This window comes from Streptomyces sp. NPDC047108 (assembly GCF_040643575.1).
Taxonomy (GTDB): Bacteria; Actinomycetota; Actinomycetes; order Streptomycetales; family Streptomycetaceae; genus Streptomyces.
The window spans coordinates 451,551-476,549 of record NZ_JBEYUP010000003.1 but is presented as its reverse complement, the minus strand read 5'-3'; the positions used below and the strand labels follow the sequence as shown (position 1 = coordinate 476,549).

Here is a 24,999-nt window from a genome sequence, read left to right as displayed (position 1 = left end):
GCATGGGTCCGGTTCGGTGCCGGGTGGAGATGTGCCGAGGCACACCGTCGCAGGAGGCAGGGAAACGACATGGCGCACGCCGACAACGGCACGAAGGCGTGGGCGGACGCCCTCCTGCTGCATCTCGTACGGCGCGACATGAGCGGAGACGCGGCCAGGAAGGTCGTCGCGGAGGCGCTGGCGCGGTGCGCCGAGACCGGGGAGACCCCGGAACAGGCCTTCGGCGAGCCCAGACAGTACGCCGAGCAGATCCCGGGCATCGGTACCGACCGGCGCGCGCGGGCCGACTATCTCGACCGCGTCTCCGTGGACGAGTACTGGGGAGCGCCGGTGACGGTGCCGGGCTATTTCATGGTGCTCGGCGGGATCGTGCTGTGGGTCTCCGAGGGCATGTGGCTGACGGTGACCCCCGCCGGACTCACCGGCGGTGCCCTGCTGTGTCTGGCCTTCGTCCTTGCCGGATGCTTCTTCTTGCTGTGGGCGGACGCGCGTCCGCGAGTCGCTGCGGGGGCGTTCCTCGTCGCGGTCGGGCTCGGGGCGCTGGTGCCGCTGACCGGAGACCACCTGTCCCACACCGAACTCGGGCGCGTTCCATCGGGGTTGCTGATCCCGTTGGGCCTTCTCCTCGGCTGGCTGGGCTCGCGCATCAAGCGACCGGCCTGGGCCGCGGGGGGCGAGCCCAGCCGCAGCTCCGGGCCGGGGCGGATTCGGCTGGTCGGAGACGAGCCGCCGGTCGGGGCCGGGGACGACAGGGACGGGGACGACAGGGCCGGGGCCGGGACCGGGACCGGAAAGGAGGGGGGATTCGCGCTGGACGGCGGAGCCCGTCGCTGGCTGCGCCGTCTGGAGGCACTGCTGCGGATCCGCCACCGCGTTCCGCGCGCCGGAGCACGGCAGTTGGTGGCAGAGGCCCGGGCACATCTGGTCGCGACGGGCACACGACCGCACGACGCGTTCGGTGACGTGGAGCAGTACGCCCTGCGTCTGGTGGACGACGGCCGCGTCGCGCGTCCGTCGCGCAAGGCACTGGAATGGAACCGCCAAGGGTTCATCCTGGCGGTGCTCGTGTTCTCCCTGGTGCTGTGGAGGTGGGAGGACGGCGGCTTCACGCGCTGGCCAACGGTCGTTCTGGCCGTCGGGTGGGCGGCCTGGCTGATCCTGCACCGCCGGGACAAGTGGCCGGGACGGCCGCAGCGCCGGTCGGGAGAGAAGCAGGGCTGACCTCGCGGTGCGCGTTGCTGCGGACCACGCCGGGACGTGAGACGTGGGACCCTGGGGCGGAAGGGGCCGGGCGTCGCACCGCCGCGCGGAACGGGACGTTCGGCTCGGGTCTGGTCGGGGCGAGTCGGGTCGGAGCCCCGGCCGGGGTCAAGGCGTCCGGTTCAGCGCGGGCGGGGCAGCGTGTCCGGTTCAGCGCGGGCGGGTCACCGCGGGCGGGAGGGGCGTGCGGCGCGCGCGATCGTCACCACGGCCTTCTCCAGGGCGTATTCGGGATCGTCCCCGCCGCCCTTGACCGCACCGTCCGCCTCGGCCACCGCCCGCAGGGCGACGGAGACGCCGTCGGCCGACCAACCTCGCATCTGCTGCCGCACGCGGTCGACCTTCCAGGGCGGCATCCCCAACTCGCGCGCCAGGTCGCCGGGACGCATGCCGCGCGGGGCGGAGGCGAGTTTGCCGATGGCCCGTACGCCCTGGGCGAGCGCACTGGTGATCAGAACGGGCGCGACGCCGGTGGAGAGCGACCAGCGGAGCGCCTCCAGTGCCTCGGCGGTCCTGCCCTCCACAGCCCGGTCGGCGACGGTGAAGCTCGACGCCTCGGCACGGCCCGTGTAGTAGCGGGCGACGACTGCCTCGTCGATGGTGCCCTCGACGTCCGCCGCCAACTGCGAGCAGGCACTGGCGAGTTCGCGGAGGTCGCTGCCGATGGCGTCGACCAGGGCCTGGCACGCTTCCGGCGTCCCGGAACGTCCCGCTGCACGGAACTCCGAACGCACGAAGGCCAGCCGGTCCGCGGGCTTGGTCATCTTCGGGCAGGCGACCTCGCGGGCTCCCGCTTTGCGTGCGGCGTCCAGGAGCCCCTTGCCCTTGGCGCCGCCCGCGTGGAGCAGGACGAGGGTGATCTCCTCGGCCGGGGCCGCGAAATAGGCCTTCACGTCCTTGATCGCGTCCGCGGAGACGTCCTGCGCGTCGCGCACCACGACGACCTTGCGCTCGGCGAACAGCGACGGGCTCGTCAGCTCGGCGAGCGTGCCCGGCCGCAACGCGTCGGGCGTGAGCTCGCGCACATCGGTGTCCGCGTCGGCCGCGCGCGCGGTGGCGACGACCTGCTGCACAGCACGGTCGAGGAGCAGGTCCTCCTGGCCCACGGCGAGCGTGATGGGGGCGAGGGGATCGTCTTGGGTCGCAGTCTTCCTGGCCATCGCGACCCAGCATCCCACGGGCCACCGACAGCCATCGCGGGGAAGGGTTGCGGCGGACGTCCGCCAGGGACCAGTGCCGGAGGCCGAGACCAGTTCCGGAGAGGAATCCCGTCAAGGAACCGGTGCGGGCAGGGCGCCCCGCCCGGGAGCCGGTGCCTGGGGCGCCCGGTCAGGGACCGGTGCCGAGGATGCCGGGTCAGGGACCGGTGCCGAGGATGCCGGGTCAGGGACCGGTGCCGAGGATGCCGGGTCAGGGACCGGTGCCGGGGATGCCGGGTCAGGGACCGCTGCCGAGGGCTCCCGGTCAAGAGCCGGTGCTGGGGGTGCCTGGTCAGGAGTCCCCGCCGGACGAGTGCCGCCGCGGCTGCGCCCCGGTCACAGCCGCCAGGGGGGACCGTCCAGGCCGGAGCCAGGCATCCACCGCGGCTGTACCGCCTTCGCCGACGCTGTCGAGCTCCCGCGACGGTGCCGCGGGGCGACCGGTACCCGTCACGCACAATGGGCGGATGAGCAGCGCCGCGTCCCGCCCTCCCGAGACGGACCACTCCCCCGTCCCCTCCGGCGACACCGCACCCCCGCACCACGTCCTCGTGTTCCTCGACCGCGACACGGCGGAGGAGGCAGCCGAGGAGGTCGTCGGCCGCTTCGCCCTGAGCGGCGAGCCGCAGCTCGTACGGGACGCGCTCGCCGGTGAGGACGACGCCGAGGACGCCCAGTGGCTGGTCGTCGTCGACGACCCGGACGGACGGTTGGACGCCTCCGCCTTCGCCGCCTTCGCGGAGGAGCACGAGGGCTGGCTCGAGGAGGAGTGACGCCTGGCGCCGCTGCCTAACGCCCGGAGACCGGGCTCAGCGGCTCCCGCACCTCCGGGACCTGGCGTAGCTCGATGCCGAAGTGCGACCGGTAGGCGGACAACACGTCGTCGTCGGTCGTCAGTTCCTCCTTCCGGCGACCGTCCGCCGTGGTGGTGACCAGCTTGCGGCCGCTGAGCGTGATCCGGCCGCCGTCCTCGGTCAGTCGCGAGCAGACGAGGGAGCGGGTGAAGTGGGACTTCGGTGAGGTGCGGTGCCACCAGCAGGTCGCCTCGAAGTCGCCCAGCTCGCGCGGGCGCGTGTCGAGACGGAACTGCGGTTCACCGTCCTTGAGGACGTCCAGGTCCCCGTCCGGGGCCTCGACGATCCGGAAGGTGCCGCTCGGGTCGGCCTGGTCCCCCCGGTCGGCGAAGCGGAGCGGATGGTGGCTGTGGTCTCCGAATCCCACGTCCGCGAGCCAGGGTTCACCTCCGTCCGGGCTCTCGACTCGCAACGTCATGTGGTCGTACGGCGGGCCGACGTGTCCCGGCTCGGTGAAGACCCGGGCGGCGAGAAGCGTCACCGACCAGCCGAGGGCGGTGAGCAGCGCGGCGAACGCGCCGTTGAGTTCGTAGCAGAACCCTCCTCGCCGGTCCCGCACCACCTTGTCGACGAGCGAGGTCTCCTCGAGGACGATCTCCTGGCCGAGGTGGATGGAGAGGTTCTCGAACGGGACGGACCGCAGGTGGTGCAGTTGCAGCTCGCGCAGCGCATCGTCATCGGCCCTGGCGGGGGGCGTCGCGCCGATCCGCCGGAGGTACGCGTCGGTCTGTGCGGAATCCATGTCCCCTTTATCGCGCACGCGGCGGGCGCGTGCCATCGGTCTTTGGCCCTGGGACCTCGCACGACGTCGCGGAGGATGCCGGGCACGTCGCCCTGGCGTCGCCGACCGGACATGCCGGGTGACCCGCACCGGCGAGGCGCGGGTGCGGGCGGCCGCGGACCGTGGTGCCCGCGCACGGTGGCGCCCCGCCCGCCCACGCGTCCCCTCACCGCTGCGGCCAGGCCCGACGACGGACCTCCGGTCACGGCGATCGCGCCGACCGCGTCGGTGCTCAGCACCGTGGCGCCGTTCTGACGGAGCGCCGCGACGGTACGAGGGGACGGATGCCCGTACGGGTTGTCCCGTCCGGCCGAGATCACCGCCAGGCGGGGACGGACCCGGCTCAGGAGCTGGGGGTCCTGGTAGGCGGAACCGTGGTGGGCGACCTTGAGGACATCGACGGGCGGTAGGTCGGGAACAGCCGTCAACAACCCCTGCTGGGCCGGGGGTTCGAGGTCACCGAGCAGAAGCAGGGTCAGACCGGCCGTACGGACCAGCAGCGTCACACTCGCGTCGTTCGGATCCCCTGGCGGCGGCCCCGCGAACCCCGGCTCAGGGAGCCCGGACGGAGCAGACGGCGCGACGGCGACCGTCGGCCCATCGGCGGGTGGCCACAGGACTCGCCAGCGGAGCGGGCCGAGCCGCCGTTCCCCCGGTGCCGTACGGACCATCTGCACACCGGCACCGGCCGCCACCCGCCGTACGAAACCGGCCTGATCCTCGGGCTCTCCCAGCGTCGTGGTCTCGATGGCGCCGACGCTGCGGCCTCGCAACACCCCGGGCAGTCCGGCCACATGATCGGCGTGGAAATGTGTCAGCACGACCAGCGGGATCCGCGTGACGGCCAGCGCGCGGAGGCAGCGGTCCACCAGCCGGGGGTCGGGACCGGCATCCACGACCACGGCCGTCCCCTCTCCGGCGGCCAGGACCAGGGCATCCCCCTGGCCCACGTCGCACACCGCGAAGCGCCAGCCCGGCGGCGGCCAGCCGGAGATCAGCCGCGGTAGCGGCGCGGGACGGGCGATGGCCACCAGCAGGATCAGCGCGCAGGCTCCGGACATCCACGGGCGGCGCAGCAGCCGGGGCGCTGCGAGGACGGCGACGACCGTGGCGGCAGCGAGCAGCACCCCGCCGGTCCAGCCGCCCGGCCAGTCCAGTTCGGCCCCGGGCAGGTCCGCACCCGTACGGGCCACCGTGGCGATCCACTCGGCGGGCCAACCGCCCACCCACGCCATGCACTTGGCGAGAGGCAGGGCGACCGGGGCTAGGGCCAGTGCGGCGAAGCCCAGGACGGTGGCGGGCGCGACGGCCAGCTCGGCCAGGAGATTGCACGGAACGGCCACGAGGCTGACGCGCGCCGCCAGCATCGCGGCGACCGGAGCGCAGACCGCCTGCGCGGCTGCCGCGGCCGCCAGCACCTCGGCGAGCCTGGGCGGTACGCGACGCCGCTGGAGTGCCACGCTCCATCGGGGAGCGAGGGTCAGCAGCGCGCCCGTGGCGAGGACGGAGAACAGGAACCCGTAGGAGCGGGCGAGCCACGGGTCGTACAGGACGAGGAGCAGGACGGCCGCAGAGAGCGCGGGGAGGAGCGATCTGCGGCGGCCTGTGGCGATGGCCAGCAGCGCGACCAGCCCGCAGGCCGCGGCCCGCAGGACACTGGGCTCGGGCCGGCAGACCACCACGAACGACAGGGTCAGCAGCCCGCCGAGGAACGCGGTCGTGCGCAGGGACGCGCCGAGCAGCGGTGCCAGGCCGCGGCGTTCGGCACGGATCGCCAGGTGGGGAGGCCCGATGAGCAGCGCGAGCATGATCGAGAAGTTGGCACCGCTGACGGCAGTCAGATGCACCAGGTCGGTTGCGTGGAACGCCTCGTCGAGATCGGGCGGCATTCTGCTGGTGTCGCCGATGACCAGTCCGGGCAGCAAGGCCCGGGCGTCGGACGAGAGCCCGTCGGTGGCCTCGCGCAGCCCGGCGCGCAGGTCTCCGGCGACGCGCTGCACGGCACTCGGCCCGTCGATCACCAGCGGTGCTGCGCGTCCGCTCTCGGCGACGCGCAGGACGACGGCGACCGGTTCCCCGCCTCCACCGGGCAGCGGCGTCACCGCCTGGGCCCGCACCCGCAGGCGGGTCGACGGCAGCAGCGAGAGCCACCGCTGCTGTGGCGAGGCCGCCCGCGGGCGAGCGGATGCATGGGGTGGGGCGGCCGTACCGCTGTGGCCGCTGCCGACCGTGGCTCCGCCAACGCCCGTTCGACCGGGGCGTGATGGAGACCGAGAGGCCGACGCCTGGACGATGACCAGCACCGGTGTGCGCATGTCCGTGACCGAGCCGTCCGGGGCCGTCAAGCGGTCCGTGTCGGCCTCCAGGACGACGGCCGTCGGGGCGCGCTGCGCCCCGACCACGCGCGGGCGAGTGAGCCGCGGGTCGCCGGTCAGGGTCACATCCGCCGTGACGTAGGCCTGTTCACGGGCCAGGTCCGGCAGCGGCCCGCGCCGGAGGTCCGCCGCGTGCAGGATCCCGGACGCACCGGCCGCAGCCGCGCAGAGCAGTGCCGTCGCCGCCACCAACCGGGCCCGGATCCCCACGCGGTGACGGGCTCGGCGAACCGCCGCGCCACCCAGCAGCACGCCCAGTGCCGCTGACAGGCAGAGCGCGACAACCCCGACGGCCCACCCTGCGGGGGCGGTGACGGCGAACGCCGCGGCGGCCCAGGCGGCGAGCGCCGGCGGGACGAGACGCAGGTCCGCCGGTCCTTCCTCCTGCTGCGGCGTGGGCCCTCCCGGATGCGACGCGGGCTCTCCTGGATGCAGGACGGCGCCCGCGGGGCCGTGCCCCGGGTCCGTGTGCGCCATCGTCCGTGTCGTCGTCATGGCTGGACGAGGGGCTGGAGATCGGCGAAGCGAGCGTCCCCGATGCCGTTCACCTCGCGGAGCTGCGCGACGGAGGTGAATCCGCCGTTCTGCTCGCGGTATTCGAGGATGTGCCGGGCCAGTACGGGTCCGACGCCGGGCAGTGCGTCGAGTTGCTCCGCGGTGGCGGAGTTCAGGCTGATCGGGGTGGCGGTGCCGCTGCCACCAGGGCCGGAGGCACCGACGGAACCCGCGGCACCGCCTCCCGCTCCGGGCGCGGCCCCCGCACCGGTCGGTCCGCCGACGACGATCTGCTCACCGTCGTTGAGGACACGGGCCCGGTTCAGCGCCCGGGTGTCCGTGCCCGGCCGCACTCCGCCGGCCGCCTCCAGGGCGTCGGCGACCCGCGAACCGGCAGGCAGCCGGAAGATGCCGGGTTTGCGGACCTTCCCCGCGACATCGATCACGACACGTCGGGCTCCGCCTGCGCCCGGCACATGGGGCGAGGGACCTGGCTCGACGGAGCCCGGGGCAGGCTGATGACGGTGCGGAGGTTCGGCCGCCGGGGCCCGTACCGTCTCAGGTCGGCCGGTCCAGAAGTGAAACGCGGCCATGCCGCCCGCCAGCACGAGGACGACGGCGAGTGCGGCCAGTGTCCGCGGTTCGATGCCGCACCTCAACTGCAGCCACAACGGCAACCGTTCGCGCAGCGCCCACTGCCACCGCAGCCGGAGAGGCAGCGGGCCCGCGGACGAATCGTCGGAAGCACCGAGGTCCGTCCGGGTCACGTCCACCCCCGACCCGGCCCGTTCCGGCGGCTCGGGGACAGGCTTGGGCCGCCCGCCCCGCCGTTCGGACTCCCGCCGTTCGGACTCCCGCCGTTCGGACTCCTGCTGCTCGGACTCCCCGCGTCCCAGCTCCTGCTGCACGCGCTTCCGCCCCGACGCGGGCGCCCGGAGTCGGCCCTGCCGCGAGGACTTCGGCCGTAGAGGCGGAGCCCCGTCCCGCCATGCGCGAACGGCGTCCCGCTCCCCCGCCGACGACCACGCCTGCGTCTGCTCGACCGTCGCCGCCCGCGCCGTCCCCGGAGCCCGTGCTGCCGGTGCGGGGTCGAGCGCCAACTCGACCGTGGGCGCGTCCTCAGCGCCGGGCCTCGCCGGTCGACGCGTCGGTCGGCTCGGCACTGGCCGCGACTGCCGGTGGGATTCGCCGGACTGGGGCTCGATCGGACGTGCCTCTCCGCGGCCGTGCCCTCCCCCGCTAGGCACCTCCGTCGCCGTTCCGGGCCCTCCCTGCTTCCGCTGCCCGGGGACGAGGTGTCCCGCCGCCGCGCCATTCCGCCCGCCACCGGGTCCGGTTCGCACCGCGCCGAGAACCGCCATCGACGCGTTCGACTCCGCATGCTCCGGCGCCGCTTGGGCCGGGATCGCACCCACCGCTCCCACCCGTACGGAAGCCGACACCCGTGAGGCGGACCAGCTCGGCACCCACGGCCCGGCGGTCGGCCCGGCCATGTCCGCCTCGAGCCGGTCCCCCGGTGAGGGCGCAGGCCGAACGGGAGCAGTCCTCACCTGCCCCGCTCGCACGACGTCCTGCCGCCCGGATCCTGCGCCGCTCTCGCCTGCCGGCCGAACGGCCGCCCCTGCGGGTGCTTCTCGCTCCGGTCCGGCCTCCCGAGTGCCCCGCTCGATCGATCCCTCCGGGGCCTCCTCCATGTCCTGCCGGGCCCAGCTCGGGACCCGGCAGCTCCCTCCACGGCTGTTCACGACCCGCTCAGCGGTGGCAGCCCGAGCCGCTTCCCTTTGCGGGGACAACTGCGCCAGCGCGGGCCGTAATTGGACCGCTCCGCGCGGGAGAACGAACGCGTCCGGACGGCCGGGAGGAGGCGAGGGCATGCCGCCGGGCACCGTACGTTCGCCGACGGGACCGGTGGACTGCGGCGGGGAAGGAGCCGCACCCGGTGGGCCGAAGAGCGCCTCCGCGCGGGCGCGCAGAGCGGCAGAGCCCGTCACCCCGAGCGTCACACCTCTCCCTGCCGCGCCCGTACGACGCCGACCACCTGGCAGCGCACCGGCACGGTCCGCACGGTGTGCCCCGGCCCGGTGCGAACCACCTCGGTTCACACCCGGGCTTCGGCTGCCGAACCCCCGCGCCCCGGCCCGACGCGCCCCATGGCGCCGGCGGGTGCGCCGATCCGAGTCCGGTGCCCGGCCAGGTCCGCTCGTTACGCTGCGTGCTCGCATCTCCATGGCCACCGACCGTAGGCACGATCCGCGACACCCGCTCGGCAGGGCCAAATCCCGTGGACAGTCCACGTGTTGTGGACAACCTCACCACCCGCACGAGTGACAGATCGTGGCCGCTCCCAGCACCGGCACCGGCACCGGCACCGGCACCGGAAACCGTCACCGAACACCGGGGTCATGCCGACCCGTATGCCCGTGCGCGTCGCTCAGCCCTTCGGCGAGAGCACCGCGCCCAGCAGCCCCGGACCGGTGTGCGCGCCGATCACCGCGCCCACCTCGCTGACGTGCAGCTCCCGCAGACCGGGCACACGGGCCCGCAGCCGGGAGGCGAGCTGATCGGCGCGCTCGGCCGCGGCGAGGTGGTGCACCGCGAGGTCCACGGGCGTCGTGCCGGCCCGCTCGACGACGAGTTCCTCGAGACGCGCGATGGCCTTCGAGGCCGTGCGCACCTTCTCCAGCAGCTCGATCCGGCCGCCGTCGAGCTGCAGCAGCGGCTTCACCGCCAGTGCCGAACCCAGCAGAGCCTGCGCCGCGCCGATCCGCCCGCCCCGCCGCAGATAGTCGAGCGTGTCGACGTAGAAGTACGCGGAGGTCCCCTCGGCGCGCTTCTCGGCCGCGGCCACCGCCTCGTCCAGCGTGCCGCCCGCCTCCGCGGTCTCCGCGGCCGCCAGGGCGCAGAACCCGAGGGCCATGGCGACCATGCCGGTGTCCACCACCCGTACAGGCACGGGCGCGTCCTTCGCGGCGAGCACAGCGGCGTCGTACGTGCCGGAGATCTCCGCCGACAGATGCAGCGACACGATCCCCTCGGCGCCCGCGTCCGCCGCCGCGCGGTAGGCCTCGGCGAACGTCGCGGGGCTCGGTCTGGAGGTGGTCACCGGAGTGCGGCGCTGCAGCGCCTGCGCCACGGACCGGGCGGAGACCTCCGTGCCCTCCTCCAGCGCCTCGTTGCCCAGCACCACCGTCAGCGGCACCGCTGTGATGCCGTGCCGCTCCATCGCCTGCTGGGGCAGGTACGCCGTGGAATCGGTGACGATAGCGACAAGCCGGGACATGACTGGGAGGTTATCCGGGCGCGCCGACGGCCGACAGTCCGGGCCCGCGCTACCGTCCACCCTCACATCCCCGGTCGAGTCGCCCACTGCTGCGCCGCCTGCTCAACTCTCGGTGTCACGTGCCTCTCGGTTCGGCCTCCCGGGAGACCCCGGACGACGAACCGCTCACGTGGTGCTCTCGGGCCGCCGGGCGGCTTTCTCCCAGGGATACGGGGCCCGCTGCTCCCGGGGGTCCCGCGCGGTGATCGCGGGCGGCGGCTCCTGTGACGCGGCTCCCGGCTGCGAGACATCCGGCCAGGTGGGCGTCGGCGAGGAGGGCGACGCGGGCGCGGGCCCGGATGCCGATGGCGATCCCGATCTCGATGCCGATCCCGATGCCGATGACGACTCGGACGCCCCCGGCGAGGCGGAAGCCCCCGAAGGCGTCGCCGCAGCGGAGGCCGCCGCGGACGTCGCCGGTTTCCAGTGCCGCAGCGCCCCCGTCTCGATGTCGATCTGGGTCCCGAGCGTGGAGAGGTCGTCGTCCGCGAACCGTTGCGCCCGGTCCTGCGCCGCCCAGCGCAGCGAGTCCGCGTGACCGATGATCTGGTGCGTCCGCTCACGCAGGTCCGGCAGCCGGGCCGCCAGCGAGGTCCGGTCCGGCTCACGCTCCAGCCGCCTGAGCTCGTCGTCCAGTTCGCGCCCGTGGGTGCTCAGCCGCTCGAAGAGCCCCTGGGCCTCGGCCAGCGACGCGTCTTCATGGCGCCCGGCGCGCAGCACGTCCTGGGTGGCCCGCATCGACGTGCGCAGCGAGAGACGCAGCTCGGCAAGCTGCCCCTGAGGGCCGGGCTGGGCGATCTGGCGCGCCCTGAGGGTCGTGTCCTCGACGGCACGGCGTGCCTGCGCGACCGTGCGGTCCACGCCCCGCTTCGCCGCGCCCACGGCCTTCACCGTCGCGTAGGCACCCAGCGCCACGAAAGCGACGAAGAGCAGCGCGATGATGAGGATCGCGATGTCCATGGGCGGTCGCTCCTTCGCGGTGACGATGCCGGGCCGGCGCTACCGGTCATGGCCCGGCCGGGACGGGCCCCTGACGCGCGGGGACCGGCCGGTCATGGCCGTGACGAGGTCGTGTCTCCAGCCTAAACGGCCAGGGCCGGTCGAGGGTTCCTGCGGAACCCCCAACCGGCCCGTAGGGGAATGCCCTCAGTCCGGTATCTCCAGCGCCCCGGCGGCCGGTCACCGGCCGGAAGCGCCCGCGCCCACCGGGCCGCCCGGACAACAGCCGCCCGAACCCGCCGCACGCGGGAACCATCCGAACCCGCCTCACGCACGAACCATCCGAACCCACCTCACGCGGGAACCGCCCGGACCCGCCGCACGCGGAAGCCGGCCGGCCCGCGGGCCGGGCCGGCCCGCCTCACGCCGGAACGATGTTCACCAGCTTCGGTGCCCTCACGATCACCTTGCGGATGCCCGCCCCGCCCAGCGCCGACTGCACCGCCGCGTCGCCCAGTGCCAGCTTCTCCAGCTCCTCGTCGCCGATCGACGGCGACACCTCCAGTCGCGCCCTGACCTTGCCCTTGATCTGCACCACGCACGTCACGGTCTCGTCCACGACGTACGCCGGATCGGCGACCGGCATGGGCTGGTACACCACCGACGACTCGTGCCCCAGCCGGTGCCACAGCTCCTCCGCGATGTGCGGCGCCAGCGGGGCGGCCAGCAGCACCAGCTTCTCCGCGACCTCGCGCGGAACCGCGCCGCCCGCCTTCGTCAGGTGGTTGTTCAGCTCGGTCACCTTGGCGATGGCGGTGTTGAAGCGCAGGTTCTCCATGTCCTGCCGGACGCCGTCGATCGCCTTGTGCAAGGCGCGCAGCGTGTCCTCGTCGGGCCCGGTTTCCGCGACGGTGACCTCGCCCGTGTTCTCGTCGACGACGTTGCGCCACAGGCGCTGCAGCAGCCGGTACTGGCCGACGACGGCACGCGTGTCCCACGGCCGGGAGACGTCCAGCGGGCCCATGGCCATCTCGTACAGGCGCAGGGTGTCCGCCCCGTACTCGGCGCAGATCTCGTCCGGAGTGACCGCGTTCTTCAGGGACTTGCCCATCTTGCCCAGCAGCCGGGAGACCTGCTCGCCCTGGTAGAAGTACGCGCCGTCCCGCTCCTCGACCTCGGCCGCCGGGACGGCGACACCGCGGCTGTCCCGGTAGACGTAGGCCTGGATCATGCCCTGGTTGTACAGCTTGTGGAACGGCTCGAACGAGGAGATGTGGCCCAGGTCGTACAGCACCTTGTGCCAGAAGCGGGCGTACAGCAGGTGCAGGACGGCGTGCTCCGCACCGCCCACGTACAGGTCGACGCCGCCCGCGGGACGGTCGTCTCGCGGGCCCATCCAGTACGACTCGACGGCCGGGTCGACGACCTTCTCGCCGTTCCCGGGGTCCAGGTAGCGCAGCTCGTACCAGCACGAACCCGCCCAGTTCGGCATGGTGTTGGTCTCACGGCGGTACCGCTTCGGCCCGTCGCCCAGGTCCAGCTCCACATGGACCCAGTCCTCGTTGCGGGACAGCGGGGTCTCCGGGGAGGTGTCGGCGTCGTCCGGGTCGAAGGTCCGCGGCGCGTAGTCGTCGACCTCGGGCAGCTCGACGGGCAGCATCGAGTCGGGCAGGGCGTGGGCCGTGCCGTCCTCGTCGTAGACGATCGGGAAGGGCTCGCCCCAGTAGCGCTGGCGGCTGAACAGCCAGTCCCGCAGGCGGAAGTTGACGGTGCCCTCGCCGATGCCCTGCGCCGCCAGCCACTCGGTCGTCCTGGCCTTGGCGTCGACGACGCCCAGGCCGTCCAGGCAGACGCCGGGGCCGGAGGAGTTGACGATCTTCGCGTCGTACGAGACGAAGGCGTCGTCCCACGTCGACGGGTCGGTGCCCCGGTCGTCCGGGGGCTCCACGACGCAAGCCATGGGCAGGTCGAAGCTGCGCGCGAAGGCGAAGTCACGGGAGTCGTGCGCGGGGACGGCCATGATGGCGCCCGTGCCGTAGCCCATCAGCACGTAGTCGGCGATGAAGACGGGGATGCGCTCGCCGCTGCCCGGGTTCGTCGCGTACGCGCCGGTGAAGACGCCGGTCTTGTCCTTGACCTCGGCCTGCCGCTCGACGTCGGACTTGGCCGCGGCCTGCTTGCGGTACGCGGCGACGGCCTCGGCCGGGGTGGCGTGCCCGCCGGTCCACGCGTCCCGGGTGCCCTCGGGCCAGGCCGCGGGGACGATCGCGTCCACCAGGTCGTGCTCGGGCGCCAGCACCATGTAGGTGGCGCCGAACAGGGTGTCCTGACGGGTCGTGAAGACGGTGATGGAGCCCTCGTCACCGACGGGGAAGTCGATGCGGGCGCCCTCGGAGCGGCCGATCCAGTTGCGCTGCTGCAGCTTGATGGCCTCGGGCCAGTCCAGCGCGTCCAGGTCGTCCAGCAGCCGGTCCGCGTAGGCGGTGATGCGCATGTTCCACTGGCGCAGCTTGGCCTTGAAGACGGGGAAGTTGCCGCGCTCGGACCGGCCTTCGGCCGTTACCTCCTCGTTGGCCAGCACGGTGCCCAGCCCCGGGCACCAGTTGACGGGCGCGTCGGAGGCGTATGCCAGGCGGTACTCGCCCAGGACGTCGGCCCGCTCCGCGGGGGTCAGCTCGCTCCAGGACCTGCCGTCCGGCGTCGCGCGGCGGCCGGAGGCGAACTGCTCGACCAGGGTCTCCACGGGGCGCGCCCTGTTCTCCTCCTCGTCGTACCAGGAGTTGAAGATCTGCAGGAAGATCCACTGGGTCCAGCGGTAGTAGTCCGGGTCGATCGTCGCGAACGACCGGCGCTTGTCGTGGCCCAGACCCAGCCGGCGCAGCTGGGCCTTCATGTTCTCGATGTTGGCCTCGGTGGAGACCCGCGGGTGCGTGCCGGTCTGCACCGCGTACTGCTCGGCGGGCAGGCCGAACGCGTCGAAGCCCAGGGTGTGCAGGACGTTGTGGCCGGTCATCCGGTTGAAGCGGGCGTAGACATCGGTGGCGATGTAGCCCAGGGGGTGGCCGACGTGCAGTCCCGCGCCCGAGGGGTACGGGAACATGTCCATGATGTATTTCTTGGGCAGCGCGGCGCGCTCCGCGTCACCCGCCAGGTCACCGCTGGGATTCGGCGTCTCGTACGTGCCCTCGTCGTCCCAGAAGTCCTGCCAGCGTGCTTCGACCTCGGCGGCCATGGCGGCCGTGTAGCGGTGCGGCGCGGCCACCTCCGCGGGGGCACCTCCCGTGCCCGGGGCAGGGGACGAATTCGTCTCGCTCATGATCCTTAAGGCTCCATCGATCGTCTCTGCCGGCGGTTCGGAAACGAAAAAACCCCTCGCACAGGAGGGGACGCCGCGCCGATTCCGGCCGGGATGTTCACCGGCCGGGACTGATCAGCGCGGCCCGCTAAGCAGAAGGCGTACGGCACGCATGGGCTCAGGGTACCGCAGGGGGCGCTCGGGCCGCACAGAGCCACCTTCCGCTTGCGGACAGCAACCGTTGCGATCAACGGTCCGCGGGTTCCGGTTCGCGGCTGCGCCGAAGGCGCCATAGTGCCCCCGGACGGGGCGAATCGAAACGAGATCCACGTCACATCGAGGGGTGGCCGGAGGGGGCCGCCGCTTTGCATTCGAAGGGCAACGAGTCATCACAGTTTTCTCACAGACTGTCCGATTCCGCCTGGACGTTTAGTCCTCAAATAGCCCTGTTTGCAGGGCTCCTGAGTACCGCGCGGAACCACGGACCGTCTGCAATTGACATTCGAGCAAATAACGAAAGGGCTACGACGAGGCTCCCGTACGGACTTAGCATGCGGTGCCGGGACCCCTCTCCCCGCACCACTGGAGTCGTCCGCATGAACCCTCATCGCAAGATCCGACCACCGACGAACGTGCCCCGCCCGGTCCTCATCGCAGGAACCGTCGCGGTCATCGTCGTCATCCCCGTGCTTGCACTTGCGACCGGTGACGCGTTCCGTACCGCTCTGGACTTCACCACCGGCGTCCTCACGCTGGTGTCCCTGACCTCGGCAGTCATATGGGGGCTGATAGCCACCGACCGCGTTCTGCTGGAGCCGCGGCAGCGTCTGCTCGCCCAGGCCATCCACCGTGTTCTCGCGGTCTCTTCGCTGGCGTTCCTGCTCGTGCACATCACGACCAAGGTGTTCCTGAGCCACGTCGGCATGCTCGGAGTGCTGGTTCCCTTCGGGCTCGGCCTGCGCGGCCCGGGCATCCTGATCGGTCTCGGTTCCCTCGCGGCGTACCTCATGGTGATCGCGGGCGCCACGGGCGCGGCCCGCAGCGCCTTCGCCAACCCCGGGCAGTCGGCGGGGCGGTGGCGCTCGCTGCACGCCCTGGCCTACCCCGCGTGGGGTGCGGCTCTCGTGCACGGCCTCCAGGCGGGACGACCTGCCGCCGGTTGGGTCGTCACCATGTACTCCCTGATGCTGCTCGCCGTGGGCGGCGCCCTGGTCATCCGGCTGCTCCCCCAGCCCCAGCGCCGGCGCATCGCCCGGCTGCTGATGTCGTTCACCCGTCCGGAAGCCCTGTCGGGCCTGGACGCGCCCCCGCCCGCGCGGGACCCGGGGGTCGCCCCCCTTCCCGGATCGCGCAAGGTGCCAGGCCAGCGGGTCGACCCCACGGTCGGCCAGCCGCCGCTGCGTCTCGACTCGACGCGCCCCCCGCCGATATCCGCGACCCGGGGCGCAGGCATATCCGCGGCATACCGCGCGGTCTCCTCGACGTCCCAGCCCACGGAGCCGTTCGCGGCGCCGCCAGCACGGCCGCTGTCGTCCCTGCCCCCGCCCCCGCCGCCGGGCTTCACCGAAGCTCCCACCACGGTGTCGGGGCCCCTCTTCGACACGGGCCCCTTGTCGCCGGTGCCGGACCCGCGACCTATGGACTCGGGGTCCTTCTCCAGGCCGGCGGACACGGGCTCGTTCCCGAGGCCCGCGGACACCGGCTCCTACCCCGGTGTCTCGGACACCGGCAGTTTCCCCGGCGTCTCGGACACGGGAGGCTTCCCCGGCGTCTCGGACACGGGAGGCTTCCCCGGCATGGGCGGCACCGGCAGCTTCCCCGGAGTTTCCGACACCGGGAGCTTCCCCGGCGTTTCGGACACGGGAAGCTTCCCCGGCGTCTCCGACACCGGCAGTTTCCCGACACCCACGCCGCTGTCGGGCATGCCCGAGCAGTCCTCGCTCTACGACACCGGCTCCCTGTACGAGACGGGCTCCCTCTACGGGACGAACTCGCTCTACGGGTCCGGTGCCGCCGCGTCCGCGGACCCGCTGCCGACCATGGGCTCCTACGCGACGCCCACCCCGCCCGGGTCCTTCCCGTTCGACGACGACTCCTCGGAGTTCTGGCCGGGCGCCTCCGCACCCGAACCGCAGGCGCAGCGCTGGCCGGCGCCTTCGCCGCCACCACCCGCACCGGCCGAACCGGACCCGGTCTCCCGCCGCCGGTCAGGACCGCCCTACCCCCCGCCACCCGGTGAGCCGTGGAACGAGCACGCAGGAGACCGGCCATGAACGCACCCCTGCCCGACGTACCGGAGGTCCGGGTCGTCGGCCTGCCCCAGTTGACCAGTGGCTTCGACCTGGTCCACCGCCTCGACCTGCCCATGCACCTGAAGGTGCACGGGGCACTGGAGCCGATGGTCGGCGAACGGCTCGCGGAGCTGGCCGAGGCCATCTCGCTCAACGGGCGGGGCGGCGCGGGCTTCCCGTTCGCCAGGAAGCTGCGGGCCGTGGCCAAGAGCGCGATCCGGCGCGGTGTGCGCCCGGTCGTCGTCGTCAACGGCAGTGAGGGCGAGCCCGCGTGCCGCAAGGACACGGTGCTGCTGTGCCGTGCCCCGCACCTCATCCTGGACGGCGCCCTGCTGGCCGCCGAGGCCCTGGGCGCCCGCCAGCTCGCCATCGCGGTGACGCGCGACTCGACCGAGGCGTCGATGCGCGAGGCCCTCGCCGAGCGCGGCCTGAGCGACCGGCGCGGCAGGGGCCTGCGCGCGCGGGTCGTCAGGACGCCGGAGCGCATGGTCTCCGGTGAGGCGTCGGCCGTGGTCCGTGCCGTCAACGGCGGTCCGTCCCTGCCTCCCGGCCGGAAGGTGCGGGCCTCCGACGCGGGTGTCGCCGGCGCCCCGACGCTGCTGTCGAACGCCGAGACGTACGCCCAACTCGCCATCGCCGCACGGCTGGGACCCAACCGCTACTGCAACACCGGCCTGACCGACGAGCCGGGCACGGTCATGCTGACCGTCTCCGGTTCGGTGGCCCGCCCCACCGTCCTCGAGGTGCCCGTCGGGGTGCCGCTGCGGTACGTGATGGAGCTGTGCGGGGCTCCGCCGATGCCGCAGGCCGTCCTCTCCGGCGGCTACCACGGCAACTGGATGGACGGCATGACCGCGCAGGGCGCAATCGTCTCCCGCAAGGCCCTGGCCACCGCGGGCGGGGCGCTGGGCGCGGGCGCGCTGCTGCCCATCGGCCCCGACACCTGTCCGCTCGGCGAGTCCCTGCGCGTGGTGAACTGGCTGGCCGCCGAGACCGCCGGCCAGTGCGGGCCCTGCAAGCTGGGCCTCCCGGCGGCGGCCGCCGGGCTCTCCGAGGTCCTGGGCGGGGGCGGCCCGACCGCCCTGGAGGCCGTACGCCAGGTCACACAGGCCGTACGGGGCCGGGGGGCGTGCAAGCACCCGGACGGCTCCGTGCGCTTCATCCAGTCCGCTCTGCAGGTCTTCACCGACGACCTCGCGGCGCACGTCCTGGGCGGCGGCTGCGGACGGCCGACGCACGGCGTGCTGCCGCTGCCCGTCCCGGGCTACGAGGAGGAGGGCATCCCCAGCGGCGAGAAGCTCGCCGTGGACTGGACGCTGTGCGAGGGCCACGGGGTGTGCGCGGAGCTCGTGCCGGAGCTGATCCGCCTCGGCCCCGACGGCTATCCGGCTCTGGCGGACGCGGCCGTACCGATGCACCTGAGGGGAAGCGCGCAGCGCGCCGTACGGCGGTGCCCCGCGCTGGCGCTCCGGCTCGAGGCGGCGCCCGCGGAGCAGCTGGCGCCTCCCAGGAGGGCGCTGCCCCGCGGTCGCGGCTGATCGCCGATCACCGGCCAGGCGGCCCCGGTTCCCGTGCGTACGGGAACCGGGGCCGCGCGGTCTGTGACCCCCGTCACAGGTGACCGGGGATCGCCGCCTGATCATCTCGTGCCGGGGCACACGAAGAAGCGGGCCGTCCGATCGGACGGCCCGCTCTCGTTCCTGTGGAGCTAAGGAGAATTGAACTCCTGACCTCTTGCATGCCATGCAAGCGCTCTACCAACTGAGCTATAGCCCCGGGCCTGCTCCGCTCGGTTCCCCGTGCGGCTCCGCCAACTTTACACGGCTCCCCCGGCCTTCCGCCAAATCCGTACCGGCCCGGGCAGCGCAGGACGATCGGGGGAGGGCGTGGGAGGCGGCACAGGGCACCGTCCAGGGGCCAGGGGGCGCCTGGCCCGCGCAACGGCAGCGCGGGCGGCACAGACGGGCCCTGAGGGCGCCGTGGTGACGTGTCCGGCCGGGTCGGTCAGGCCGTGACGAAGGAGTAGAAGCGCTTGAGCGTGCAGTGCTCGTCGAGCAGGCGCCCGTAGATGGGCTCGCCCTCGAGCTCGCGGTACGTCTCGATGGGGTCGCCTTTTATGATCAGCGCCCGCGCGCACTCCTCGCACCAGTACTGGTAGTCGGGGTTGAGGGGCTCCATGTCACGGACGATGGGCGTCCCCTTGCCGCACCAGTCGCACTTCCGCCTGTGTGACCCCATCAGTCAGCTCCAGCTGTGGCCGCAGGCCGTGCAGACGTACGAAATACCGCCGTTGTCACCGAGAACCTGCGCGACATGGGCCGAGCCGCAGGACGGACACTCGAGAAGGGTCGCCGCCGCAATATCGAGAAGATCGTCGACCTCCTCGAGAATGCTCGTCGGCATGCGTGCTCCTCCCCTTCCGGCCGTTTGATTCTGCCACGGGGACGGCGCCCGGGTCAGCGGCCCGGCTCATCTCGGCGCGGCACTTCGCCTCCCCCGCACCGGGGGTGGAGCATCGTCACAGCAGGTCGAAGGCGCGCATCCGGCCCAAGACGGGCCTGAAGCCGTCAACTCGCCGATATGGGCGGTGAGTCCACGAGTGAACGCGGAAGGGGCACGGACGCAAGAAGATCCCGCCCCTGACAGGGACGGGATCCTGATGACTGTGGAGCTAAGGAGAATTGAACTCCTGACCTCTTGCATGCCATGCAAGCGCTCTACCAACTGAGCTATAGCCCCGGACTTCTCGGCGCCGGAGCGCCGGAGACGAGAAGAAGCTTAACCGGTGACCGGCCGGAAAAGGAAATCCGTTCCTCGCCGGCCCTCCGGGCCCGCCGGCGCCGTCTCCCCCGCGCCGGGGCCGCCGGTCGGAGCAGCGCCACCGGCCTCCAAGGGCGGAAAGCCGGACGCGGCCTCAGTCGTCGTCGCCGAGCACGGGCTCGGGCAGCGACCCCGCGTTGTGCTCCATCAGCCGCCAGCCGCGCGCTCCTTCACCCAGCACGGACCAGGAGCAGTTGGACAGGCCGCCGAGCGCCTCCCAGCTCCGCGGCTCCAGGCCGAGCAGCTTTCCGATGGTGGTACGGATCGTGCCGCCGTGGCTGACGACGACCAGCGTGCCGCCGTCGGGCAGCTCGTTGACGTGGTTCTCGACGACCGGGGCCGCGCGCTCGGCGACCTCGGTCTCCAGCTCGCCGCCGCCGCGACGCACCGGCTCGCCGCGCTTCCAGGCCGCGTACTGCTCGCCGTACTTCTCGACGATCTCCTCGTGCGTGAGGCCCTGCCAGTTGCCGGCGTAGGTCTCGCGCAGCCCCTCGTGGTGCAGGACGTCAAGGCGCGTGATCGAGGCCAGCTCCGAGGCCGTGGCGGCCGCCCGCTTCAGGTCGGAGGAGACGATCGCGTCCGGCTTCAGGCCGGCCAGCAGACGGGCGGCGCGGCGCGCCTGGGCGACACCGGTCTCGGTGAGTTCGATGTCCGTGGACCCCTGGAACCTGCGCTCCAGGTTCCAGGCCGTCTGGCCGTGCCGCCACAGCACCACGCGACGGCCACGGCCCTTGGGGCCGTTCAGCGGAAGTCTCCGTTCAGGTCGTCGGCGGCCTGCCGCTTGGCGTACTCGTCGGCCCGGCCCAGGGTGTCCGTGGCGTCCTGGGGCAGCTCCAGCTGCGGGCAGTCCTTCCACAGCCGCTCCAGCGCGTAGAACACCCGCTCCTCGCTGTGCTGCACGTGCACCACGATGTCCACGTAGTCGAGGAGGACCCAGCGGGCCTCGCGGTCGCCCTCGCGGCGCACCGGCTTGGCTCCCAGCTCCTTCTGCAGCCGCTCCTCGACCTCGTCGACGATCGACTTGACCTGGCGGTCGCTGGGCGCCGAGGCCAGCAGGAAGGCGTCGGTGATCGACAGCACGTCGCTGACGTCGTACGCGATGATGTCGTGCGCGAGCTTGTCCGCGGCCGCTTGGGCGGCGACGTTGATCAGCTCGATGGAGCGGTCAGTGGCGGTCACGAGGCAGCTTTCCGGTCGAGGTCGGGTACCCCTCCAGGGTCTCACGCCCCGCCGGCAGCCCCCGACCGGCTTGCCCCCGGCCGCCCTTGCGGAGACCGGGCCTCACGGCCCTCGCCACGGCGCGTGCGCGCCCGGCCTCCGCCCGGTGCCTAGCCGTCGTAGTCGCGGCCGAGGACGACGGTCACGTCGGCGTTGGAGGCGCCCTTGCCCTTCTTGACCGCGCTGCCCGGCAGGCCGAGGGTCTTGGCGACCTCCTTGGCCTTCGCCGCCTGCGCCGCGTCCGCGTAGGTCACCTGCGAGGCCGACCGGGCCGCGCCATCGCGCCCGCCGTCGACGAAGGTGTAGCCGCCGTTGACCAGGGCGACCTGTGCGCTGCTCGCGGCCTGTGCGTCACCGCTGGCGTTCCGCACGCTGACCCGCGGGGCCGCGTCCGGGTCGGCGTTCTTGACCGTCCCGCCCAGGACGTCCTTGACCACGCTCTGCGAGACCTTCTCACTCAGCGTCCCGTCGGCCTGGACCGGCAGCAGCTCCGTCGCGTACTTGCCGCCCTTCGCCTGCTCAGCGAGCTGAGCCAGGGAGGCGCCGAGCTGGCTCTCGGTGAGTGAGGGGTCCGGGATCTGGTTGAGCGACTGGACGGTGGAGGTCGCGGCGTCCTCGCTGCTCGGGAACTTGCGGAGCACCGCCTGCATGACCTGGCCGAACCGCTGGAGTTGCTGCGCCTGCTGCTCGCCGCGGCCCAGGTGCGTGGCGTAGGCGACGGCCGCCTGCCCCGACAGCGTCTGGTCCTGCCCGCGTTTGACGAGAGGGGTCTCGCCCTTCTTGGCGGCGGGCACGGTCGTGTCGGTGTCGACCTCGATGCCGCCGATCGACTCGACCAGGATCTCCAGGTACGGGGTGTCGAGCCGCCAGCTTCCCTTGATGTCCGAGCCGAGGAGGGAGTCGAGGGCGTCCCGGGTGGGCGTGGTGCCCTCGTCCACCACGGACTTGCCGAGCGTGGTGCTGCCGCCGTCGTCGGTGGCGAGCGCCATGGAGTTCGGCATCAGGACCGTGGTGCCCTTCCCCGTGGTCTCGTTGTCCACGAGCAGCGCCGTGGAGCTGCCGCCGCCCTTGGTGTTCCGCAGATGGACGACGATCACGTCGCGCTTCTGCGGCCCGCTCGCGGTCCGGGCTCCGGGGTCGGACCCGGGCAGGGCGGGCAGCTTGCCCGCGTACCAGAGGTAGCCGACGCCGCCGGTCAGGGCGATGAGGGTGACCACGACCAGGGCGACGACTCGGTTGCGGCCCTTGCGCTTGCGTTCGTCGCGCCGCTCGGAGCGGGTCTCGGCGAACTTCAGCCAGTCGATGACGTCCTCGGAGTCCTCGTCCTCCTCCTCGATGAACGAGAACTGCTCCGTGTGGTAGCCGCCGGGCTCACCCGGTCCGCGGCCGCCAGGCCGCGCCTGGCCCGGGACACGCGACTGGCCCGGGACACGCGGCTGCTGTCCGGTGTGCGGCGGTTCCGGTGCCCGGGGCGGGGGCGGCGCCGGGGCCTGCTGCGGCGGCGGGCCCTGCGGCCGGCCGTAGGCGTCGTACGGCTGGTGCTGCTGCGGGATCCACTGCTGCTCGTCGACCTGCTGCGCCGACTGCTGGGGCATCGGCTGCGGCGGTTGCTGCTGCTGCGCGTAGGGATAGCCGTATCCCTGCTGGGGCTGCTGCGGCTGTTGCTGCGCATACGGGTCGTAGTACTGCTGTGTGTACGGATCGTAGGCGTAGCCCTGATCCGTCTGCTGCTGAGGCTGCTGCCCTGCGTAGGGGTCGTAGTACTGCTGACCGTAGGGGTCCTGGCCGTGTTCGGGCTCACCCTCGGCGTACTGCCGCCCGGAGTGTGCGTCGTTCACCAGTGCCCCTTCCCGTGCTCGGGCCGTCCGCCGTGTCCGGCTATCCGGCGTCCCGGTACAGCCCGCGCTTGTTGATGTAGCGCACCACCCCGTCCGGCACCAGATACCAGATGGGGTCTCCGCCCGCCACCCTCGCCCGGCAGTCCGTGGACGAGATGGCGAGGGCCGGCACTTCCACCAGGGACACCCCGCCGTCCGGGAGACCGGGGTCGTTGAGCGCGTGGCCGGGCCTGGTCGCACCGATGAAGTGCGCCAGCGAGAACAGCTCGTCGGCGTCCCGCCAGGTGAGGATCTGGGCGAGCGCGTCGGCACCGGTGATGAAGAAGAGATCGGTGTCCGGGTTCATCTCGTGCAGCTCGCGCAGGGTGTCGATGGTGTACGTCTTGCCGGCCCGGTCGATGTCGATGCGGCTGACGGAGAACTGGGGGTTGGACGCCGTCGCGATCACCGTCATCAGATAGCGGTCCTCGGCGGGGGACACCACCTGATGACTCTTCTGCCAGGGCTGGCCTGTGGGCACGAAGACCACCTCGTCGAGGTGGAACCGCGCGGCCACCTCGCTGGCGGCGACCAGGTGGCCGTGGTGGATGGGATCGAACGTGCCACCCATCACACCCAGTCGCCGTTTGACCGGACCGCTCACCGCCGCCCCTCCCTGGTCGCCCATGCGCAGAGCCTACGACTCAGCGGTCCCGGTTGAAGCGGGTGGTGATCCACAGCAGGAGCAGCAGGAAGAACAGCGCGCCGCCCCCCGTGAGGTACGGGTTGAGGCTCTCGTGGTTCCCGCCGTGCTCGCCGCCCTCGGAGGCGAGCGTGACCAGGGCGTGGGCGGGCTGAAGAAGACTCATCGTCGGCAGGCCTATCCAGTTCGTCGGCGGACACGGAACGCGCGAGCGCGTACGTAGCGCCCTCATCGTAAGCGGGCGATCGGCAGCTTTGGGCCTAGGGTGGGGTCTACTGGGGGACGGGCCACGACGAAGGCCGACAAGGGGGCCACGCATGACCGAACACAGCCAGGAGCGCGTACCGGGTCGCAATCGCAGGCGCTTTCCGGGAATCTCCTCCCGCGCCTACGAGCACCCCGCGGACCGGTCCGCACTGGTCGCGCTGCGCAAGCTGAGCGGCTTCGACACCGTCTTCAAGGCGCTCAGCGGACTGCTGCCGGAGCGCAGCCTGCGCCTGCTGTACCTGTCGGACTCGGTGCGGGTCGGGGACCAGCAGTTCACCCACCTCAACACGATGCTGCGGGACGCCTGCTACATCCTGGACCTGGAGAAGGTCCCGCCGATGTACGTGACCCAGGACCCCAAGCCCAACGCCATGTGCATCGGCCTGGACGAGCCGATCATCGTGGTCACCACCGGTCTCGTGGAGCTGCTGGACGAGGAGGAGATGCGGGCGGTCGTCGGCCACGAGGTGGGCCACGCCCTGTCGGGACACTCCGTCTACCGCACGATTCTGCTGTTCCTGACCAACTTCGCCCTGAAGGTCGCCTGGATCCCGCTCGGCAACATAGCGGTCATGGCGATCGTGACGGCGCTGCGCGAGTGGTTCCGGAAGTCGGAGCTGTCGGCCGACCGTGCCGGTCTCCTGGTCGGCCAGGACCTCCAGGCGTCGATGCGCGGCCTGATGAAGCTCGCGGGCGGCCACCATCTGCACGAGATGAACGTGGACGCGTTCCTGAAGCAGGCCGAGGAGTACGAGGCGGGCGGCGATCTGCGGGACTCCGTGCTGAAGATCATGAACGTGCTGCCGCGCAGCCACCCGTTCACCACCGTGCGCGCCGCGGAGCTGCGGAAGTGGGCGGCCGGCCGCGACTACCAGCGGATCATGGACGGCCACTACCCGCGCCGGGACACCGACCAGGAAGCCTCGGTCTCGGACTCCTTCAAGGACCACGCGAACCACTACGCGGACCATGTGCGGAACAGCAAGGACCCGCTGATGGGGCTCGTACGGGACATCGCGGGCGGTGCGGGCGACCTGGGCGGGAAGCTGCGGGACGCCTTCACCGGCGGCCGCCCGCCGGGCGGTTCCGGAGGGCCGGGGTCCGGAGGGTCGGGGTCGGGCGATTCCGGGTCCGGCGGTTCCGGCGACGGCTCCTCCGGCACGGACCGGTCCTAGCATTCGGCTCCCCGTGCCGGTGAACGCCCGGCGAGCGCACGCCGGTTGAGCGTTCCTCGTTCCCCCCGATCCGCCCTACCCCGGCGGGACGGGGGGAACATCGCTTTCCCGGCACGGCTCGCCTCGCCACCGGGAGCGGCCGACCCGTACGGCTCCAGGGCCACGTACCGCGCCCGCCCCGTACGGCCGCC

18 protein-coding genes, 2 tRNA genes and 1 pseudogene are annotated in these 24,999 nt (G+C 72.5%); 5 read left to right on the top strand and 16 right to left on the bottom strand.

The window, feature by feature from the left end; all coding sequences use genetic code 11:
• Positions 1 to 69: 69 nt before the first annotated feature.
• Positions 70 to 1,221, top strand: a complete 1,152-nt coding sequence (locus ABZ822_RS10275) for a hypothetical protein (protein WP_360849900.1) — start codon at positions 70 to 72, stop codon at positions 1,219 to 1,221.
• A 203-nt stretch (positions 1,222 to 1,424) separates the two neighbouring features.
• Here ABZ822_RS10275 and holA read toward each other — a convergent pair whose 3' ends face one another.
• Complete coding sequence (gene holA, locus ABZ822_RS10270) at positions 1,425 to 2,420, bottom strand: DNA polymerase III subunit delta (protein WP_360849897.1); 996 nt, start codon at positions 2,418 to 2,420, stop codon at positions 1,425 to 1,427.
• 590 nt (positions 2,421 to 3,010) lie between these two features.
• Here holA and ABZ822_RS10265 point away from each other — a divergent pair.
• Positions 3,011 to 3,232 carry a hypothetical protein gene (locus ABZ822_RS10265; protein WP_360850475.1) on the top strand — a complete coding sequence of 74 codons (222 nt, stop codon included), beginning with the start codon at positions 3,011 to 3,013 and terminating at the stop codon, positions 3,230 to 3,232.
• A gap of 16 nt (positions 3,233 to 3,248) precedes the next feature.
• Here the strand turns inward: ABZ822_RS10265 and ABZ822_RS10260 are convergent, their stop codons facing one another.
• The 6 genes and pseudogenes from ABZ822_RS10260 to leuS all read right to left on the bottom strand — a co-directional run bounded on the left by ABZ822_RS10260 (position 3,249) and on the right by leuS (position 14,538).
• Positions 3,249 to 4,055, bottom strand: coding sequence for an arylamine N-acetyltransferase (locus ABZ822_RS10260; RefSeq protein WP_360849894.1), 807 nt, complete (start codon positions 4,053 to 4,055; stop codon positions 3,249 to 3,251).
• Between the two features lie 236 nt (positions 4,056 to 4,291).
• Positions 4,292 to 6,904 (bottom strand): annotated as a pseudogene (locus ABZ822_RS10255) (ComEC/Rec2 family competence protein); the annotation flags it as partial.
• Positions 6,905 to 6,960: 56 nt separating this feature from the next.
• Positions 6,961 to 7,872, bottom strand: coding sequence for a ComEA family DNA-binding protein (locus ABZ822_RS10250; RefSeq protein ID WP_360849891.1), 912 nt, complete (start codon positions 7,870 to 7,872; stop codon positions 6,961 to 6,963).
• Between the two features lie 1,523 nt (positions 7,873 to 9,395).
• Entirely contained in the window at positions 9,396 to 10,244 is an 849-nt protein-coding gene (locus ABZ822_RS10245; protein WP_360849888.1) for a DegV family protein, read from the bottom strand.
• 165 nt (positions 10,245 to 10,409) lie between these two features.
• Complete coding sequence (locus ABZ822_RS10240) at positions 10,410 to 11,243, bottom strand: hypothetical protein (RefSeq protein WP_360849885.1); 834 nt, start codon at positions 11,241 to 11,243, stop codon at positions 10,410 to 10,412.
• A gap of 400 nt (positions 11,244 to 11,643) precedes the next feature.
• The gene (leuS, locus tag ABZ822_RS10235) at positions 11,644 to 14,538 is read right to left on the bottom strand and encodes a leucine--tRNA ligase (RefSeq protein ID WP_360849882.1); all 2,895 of its coding nucleotides are present in this window, start codon (positions 14,536 to 14,538) and stop codon (positions 11,644 to 11,646) included.
• Positions 14,539 to 15,113: 575 nt separating this feature from the next.
• Here leuS and ABZ822_RS10230 point away from each other — a divergent pair.
• Both ABZ822_RS10230 and ABZ822_RS10225 read left to right on the top strand, forming a co-directional pair.
• Positions 15,114 to 16,790, top strand: coding sequence for a hypothetical protein (locus tag ABZ822_RS10230; RefSeq protein ID WP_360849879.1), 1,677 nt, complete (start codon positions 15,114 to 15,116; stop codon positions 16,788 to 16,790).
• Positions 16,787 to 18,346, top strand: coding sequence for an NADH-ubiquinone oxidoreductase-F iron-sulfur binding region domain-containing protein (locus tag ABZ822_RS10225; protein WP_360849876.1), 1,560 nt, complete (start codon positions 16,787 to 16,789; stop codon positions 18,344 to 18,346). Before ABZ822_RS10230 ends, ABZ822_RS10225 begins: the two co-directional genes overlap by 4 nt.
• A gap of 165 nt (positions 18,347 to 18,511) precedes the next feature.
• Here the strand turns inward: ABZ822_RS10225 and ABZ822_RS10220 are convergent.
• The 9 genes from ABZ822_RS10220 to ABZ822_RS10180 form a co-directional block, all read right to left on the bottom strand.
• Positions 18,512 to 18,584: transfer RNA gene (locus tag ABZ822_RS10220), tRNA-Ala, on the bottom strand.
• Between the two features lie 228 nt (positions 18,585 to 18,812).
• Positions 18,813 to 19,046 carry a hypothetical protein gene (locus tag ABZ822_RS10215; RefSeq protein WP_360849873.1) on the bottom strand — a complete coding sequence of 78 codons (234 nt, stop codon included), beginning with the start codon at positions 19,044 to 19,046 and terminating at the stop codon, positions 18,813 to 18,815.
• Between the two features lie 3 nt (positions 19,047 to 19,049).
• On the bottom strand, positions 19,050 to 19,211 hold the full coding sequence (locus ABZ822_RS10210) for a hypothetical protein (RefSeq protein WP_360849870.1): 162 nt from the start codon (positions 19,209 to 19,211) through the stop codon (positions 19,050 to 19,052).
• Positions 19,212 to 19,474: 263 nt separating this feature from the next.
• Positions 19,475 to 19,547: transfer RNA gene (locus ABZ822_RS10205), tRNA-Ala, on the bottom strand.
• A 175-nt stretch (positions 19,548 to 19,722) separates the two neighbouring features.
• Positions 19,723 to 20,373: a histidine phosphatase family protein gene (locus tag ABZ822_RS10200; protein ID WP_360850473.1), complete on the bottom strand. Its 651-nt coding sequence runs from the start codon at positions 20,371 to 20,373 to the stop codon at positions 19,723 to 19,725.
• Positions 20,370 to 20,807 carry a ribosome silencing factor gene (rsfS, locus tag ABZ822_RS10195; protein WP_360849867.1) on the bottom strand — a complete coding sequence of 146 codons (438 nt, stop codon included), beginning with the start codon at positions 20,805 to 20,807 and terminating at the stop codon, positions 20,370 to 20,372. The genes ABZ822_RS10200 and rsfS overlap by 4 nt, the downstream gene beginning before the upstream one ends.
• A gap of 149 nt (positions 20,808 to 20,956) precedes the next feature.
• On the bottom strand, positions 20,957 to 22,684 hold the full coding sequence (locus ABZ822_RS10190) for an LCP family protein (protein WP_360849864.1): 1,728 nt from the start codon (positions 22,682 to 22,684) through the stop codon (positions 20,957 to 20,959).
• 40 nt (positions 22,685 to 22,724) lie between these two features.
• On the bottom strand, positions 22,725 to 23,351 hold the full coding sequence (nadD, locus tag ABZ822_RS10185) for a nicotinate-nucleotide adenylyltransferase (protein ID WP_360849861.1): 627 nt from the start codon (positions 23,349 to 23,351) through the stop codon (positions 22,725 to 22,727).
• 16 nt (positions 23,352 to 23,367) lie between these two features.
• Positions 23,368 to 23,532, bottom strand: coding sequence for a hypothetical protein (locus ABZ822_RS10180; RefSeq protein WP_360849858.1), 165 nt, complete (start codon positions 23,530 to 23,532; stop codon positions 23,368 to 23,370).
• Between the two features lie 151 nt (positions 23,533 to 23,683).
• Here ABZ822_RS10180 and ABZ822_RS10175 point away from each other — a divergent pair, with 151 nt between their 5' ends.
• Positions 23,684 to 24,808 (top strand): M48 family metallopeptidase, encoded by a 1,125-nt coding sequence (locus tag ABZ822_RS10175; RefSeq protein ID WP_360849855.1) that lies wholly within the window; start codon positions 23,684 to 23,686, stop codon positions 24,806 to 24,808.
• Positions 24,809 to 24,999 lie beyond the last annotated feature (191 nt).